This window comes from Vibrio sp. 378 (genome assembly GCF_033339435.1).
In genome coordinates this window covers 1-789 of the sequence record NZ_JAWOUO010000392.1, presented here as the reverse complement: position 1 = coordinate 789, position 789 = coordinate 1, and the positions used below count along the sequence as shown (strand labels likewise).

The following is a 789-nucleotide window of genomic DNA, read 5'->3' as shown; positions in this document are numbered from 1 at the left end:
GAAGCAACCGTCATTGCGACTGATGCTCAAGGCCGACAAACGGTCATGACCAGTCCGTTTTTCCTCTCTTCCGATTTGTTGAAAACAGGATTTACTTCCTACAGTGCCAGTATTGGTGCGCTCAGAGAAGATTTTGGAAACGCATCGAATGAATATGGTGCTGGTGGCGTTGTTGTAGCGATGCGTCATGGCATGACAGATTGGTTAACCTTGGAAACACAAGCTGAAGCAAAAGATGACCTAATTGTTGCAGGGCTGGGTTTTGTTAGTAATGCGTTCAACTTAGGTACGGTAGATGCCTCTTTTCGAGTCAGTAATTTTAAAGACCAATCCAGCTCATACGCGCTGAGTTACAGTTACCAATCTAGGTTGTTTAGCTTCGCTGCTAGAACGCAAGTGGAGCAAGCTGATTTCTATACCCTGTCGCATTTGCCAAATTACGAGAAGCTTAATAAAGGGGAGGTGGCATCGCTGAAGTCTCGTCATGTATCGCAAGTCAACATGGGAGTACGCTTAGGGGATTGGGGCTCACTTTCCGGTGGCTATTTCGATATTCAGCAAACCGATTCTAGCTCGCGTACGCTCAATCTTACGTACAGTTATGCTCTGCCTTTTGATATCAATATGTCGCTCTCATACAACCACAGTATTGGTGGTCAGGCAGTGACATTAGCGCAGTTCTCGTTGCCCTTTGGTTCGCTTGGCGGCAGTGCTGGCTTAACGCTGAAAAGGGAAGATGATGGCGATGTGCGAGGACGCGTTGGTTACAGTCGCCTCGCGCCTATAAAA

At 47.3% G+C, this 789-nt stretch carries 1 protein-coding gene; it reads left to right on the top strand.

What is annotated here, in order from left to right:
- On the top strand, positions 1 to 789 hold a 789-nt coding region (locus tag R7Q48_RS26480), incomplete at both ends, for a fimbria/pilus outer membrane usher protein (protein WP_318133181.1).